Genomic DNA, 3,267 nt, shown 5'->3' on the forward strand with positions numbered 1-3,267 from the left:
TGATCTGGCTTTTTATATAGAAGGTGCATCTTCCTAGTCTCACACCAAGTTACCCTGGCACTACCTTTGGCGCTAGCGGGCTTAACTGCTGAGTTCGGGATGGTATCAGGTGTTTCCCCGCCGCTATCGACACACCAAAAATTTAATTCTTGGTATATTTAATTCAATCTCTAGACTTTTTCAAGTCTTTTAAAGTTTTTACACTTAAAAAACAATATCAAATAGAAGTGAACTTAAAAGTAAAAGTTAAATAAAGCAAAAAGACTAATTAGTATCGCTCAGCTCAACACATTACTGCGCTTACACATGCGACCTATCAAGCTCGTAGTCTACAAGCTGTCTTATAGAAATCTTATCTTGTGATGGGCTTCCCACTTAGATGCTTTCAGCGGTTATCCCTTCCGAACTTAGCTACTCGGCAATGCAACTGGCGTCACAACCGATACACCATAGGTTCGTCCAACCCGGTCCTCTCGTACTAAGGTCAGATTCACTCAAATTTCTTGCGCCCACGGAGGATAGAGACCGAACTGTCTCACGACGTTCTGAACCCAGCTCGCGTACCGCTTTAATAGACGAACAGTCTAACCCTTGGGACCTGCTCCAGCCCCAGGATGCGATGAGCCGACATCGAGGTGCCAAACCTCCCCGTCGATGTGAACTCTTGGGGGAGATCAGCCTGTTATCCCCGGAGTACCTTTTATCCGTTGAGCGATGGCCCTTCCACTCGGAACCACCGGATCACTAACACCGTCTTTCGACCCTGCTCCACTTGTTTGTGTTGCAGTCAAGCTCCCTTATGCGTTTACACTCTACAGCCGGTTTCCATGCGGCCTGAGGGAACCTTTGTGCGCCTCCGTTACTCTTTAGGAGGCGACCGCCCCAGTCAAACTGCCCACCAGACATTGTCCCCCCACCGGATTACGATGGTAGGTTAGGATTTCAAATAGCAAAGGGTGGTATTTCAAGGATGCCTTCTTGTACGCCGGAACGCACATATCAACAGCTCCCACCTATCCTACGCATTACTATTCAAAAGCCAATGTCAAGCTACAGTAAAGGTTCACGGGGTCTTTTCGTCCTTCCGCGGGTAGCGCGTATCTTCACGCGCACTCCAATTTCGCTGGGCCTCTTGTTGAGACAGTGGGGAAGTCGTTACGCCATTCGTGCAGGTCGGAACTTACCCGACTAGGAATTTCGCTACCTTAGGACCGTTATAGTTACGGCCGCCGTTTACTCGGGCTTCGATTCAAAGCTTCTCCAAAAGGATAACCTCTCCTCTTAACCTTCGAGCACCGGGCAGGCGTCAGACCCTATACGTCCACTTGCGTGTTTGCAGAGTCCTGTGTTTTTGATAAACAGTCGCTACCCCCTTTTCACTGCGGCCCCCGTCAGCTACATCGGCAAGCGATGTCACCAGCAGGGGCGAGCCTTATCCCGAAGTTACGGCTCCAATTTGCAGAGTTCCTTAACAAGAGTTCTCCCAAGCGCCTGAGGATTCTCTCCTCATCTACCTGTGTCGGTTTACGGTACGGATTGATTACATTCTTCATACGAAGTTTTTCTGGGAAGCAGAGGATCACAAACTTCGGGCAAGCCCTCGTCATCACGCCTCAGCCTTCACGAGATGCGGATTTGCCTACATCTCAGCCTACACGCTTAAACCCACATCCAACAGTGGGATTTGCTACCTTTCTCCGTCACTCCTCATGTCAAACGAATATAACCAAGTACAGGAATATTAACCTGTTGTCCATCGATTACGCCTTTCGGCCTCACCTTAGGATCCGACTAACCCTGGGCGGAGTCACCTGGCCCAGGAACCCTTAGATTTTCGGCGGGAGTGATTCTCACACTCCTTATCGCTACTCATGCCATCATCAGCTCTTGTGGGATCTCCAGCGCTCCTCGCGGTACGCCTTCATCGATAAACACAATGCTCTTCTACCAATGAACAAAGTTCATTCCATAGCTTCGGTACGTATCTTTAGCCCCGTTACATTTTCGGCGCAGAACCACTAGTCCAGTGAGCTATTACGCTTTCTTTAAAGGGTGGCTGCTTCTAAGCCAACCTCCTGGATGTCACAGTAGTTCCACAACCTTTCCCACTTAGACACGATTTAGGGACCTTAGCTGATGGTCAGGGCTCTTACCCTTTCGACAACGGACCTTAGCATCCGTAGTCTCACTGCCTGATATTACTTAACGGTATTCTGAGTTTGATATGGTTTGGTAAGCTGGTAAGCCCCCTAGCCAATTCAGTGCTGTACCCCCGTCAGTATTCGTCAGACGCTGCACCTAAATGCATTTCGAAGAGAACCAGCTATCACGGAATTTGATTGGCCTTTCACCCCTATCCACAAGTCATCCCAACAGTTTTCAACCTATATGGGTTCGGTCCTCCACAAGGTGTTACCCTCGCTTCAACCTGCTCATGGATAGCTCATCCCGTTTCGGGTCTACGACCTGCAACTAAACGCCCTATTAAGACTCGGTTTCCCTACGGCTACACCTGCAACGGCTTAACCTTGCTACAAATCGTAACTCGATGGCTCATAATGCAAAAGGTACGTGGTCATGCCTTACAATAGCACTTCCACCGATTGTAAGTATATGGTTTCAAGTTCTATTTCACTCCCCTCATCGGGGTTCTTTTCATCTTTCCCTCACGGTACTTGTTCACTATCGGTCAGTAAGTAGTATTTAGCCTTGGAAGGTGGTCCTCCCAGATTCAGACAAAATTTCACGTGTTCCGTCCTACTCAGGATACTGCTAGCGCTTATCAACTTTCAGATACGAGGCTTTCACTCTCTTTGGCGGGACTTCCCAGACCCTTCTCCTAATCTCAAAGCTACATATTGCAGTCCTACAACCCCGCTAAGTAAACTTAACGGTTTGGGCTATTTCGCGTTCGCTCGCCGCTACTAGCGAAATCTCAATTGATTTCTCTTCCTCAGGGTACTTAGATGTTTCAGTTCCCCTGGTTAGCTCCAGAATGGCTACTTTACTCACCAAACGGTAACTTATGTCTCCATAAGCTGGGTTCCCCCATTCAGAAATTACCGGGTCAAAGCCTGCTTGAGGGCTCGCCGATACATATCGCACTCTAACACACGTCTTTCATCGCCTCTTACTGCCAAGATATCCACCATATACCCTTAGTAGCTTTATCTAACCAACTAAAAGTTTTGTATAATCAATATACTTGTCTTGTTTTGTATTACTTTTAAGTTCTCGTCTTCTATCTGATACTGTTATTTAAATATA

At 47.7% G+C, this 3,267-nt stretch carries 2 rRNA genes; both read right to left on the reverse strand.

Annotation, left to right across the window (positions count from 1 at the left end):
* Positions 1-20: 20 nt before the first annotated feature.
* Positions 21-137: ribosomal RNA gene (rrf, locus tag VCM44_RS15090) — 5S ribosomal RNA — on the reverse strand.
* Positions 138-247: 110 nt separating this feature from the next.
* A 23S ribosomal RNA gene (locus VCM44_RS15095) occupies positions 248-3,172 on the reverse strand.
* Positions 3,173-3,267: the final 95 nt, after the last annotated feature.

It is taken from the genome of Halobacteriovorax sp. DPLXC-1, assembly GCF_036903125.1.
GTDB lineage: Bacteria > Bdellovibrionota > Bacteriovoracia > Bacteriovoracales > Bacteriovoracaceae > Halobacteriovorax_A > Halobacteriovorax_A vibrionivorans.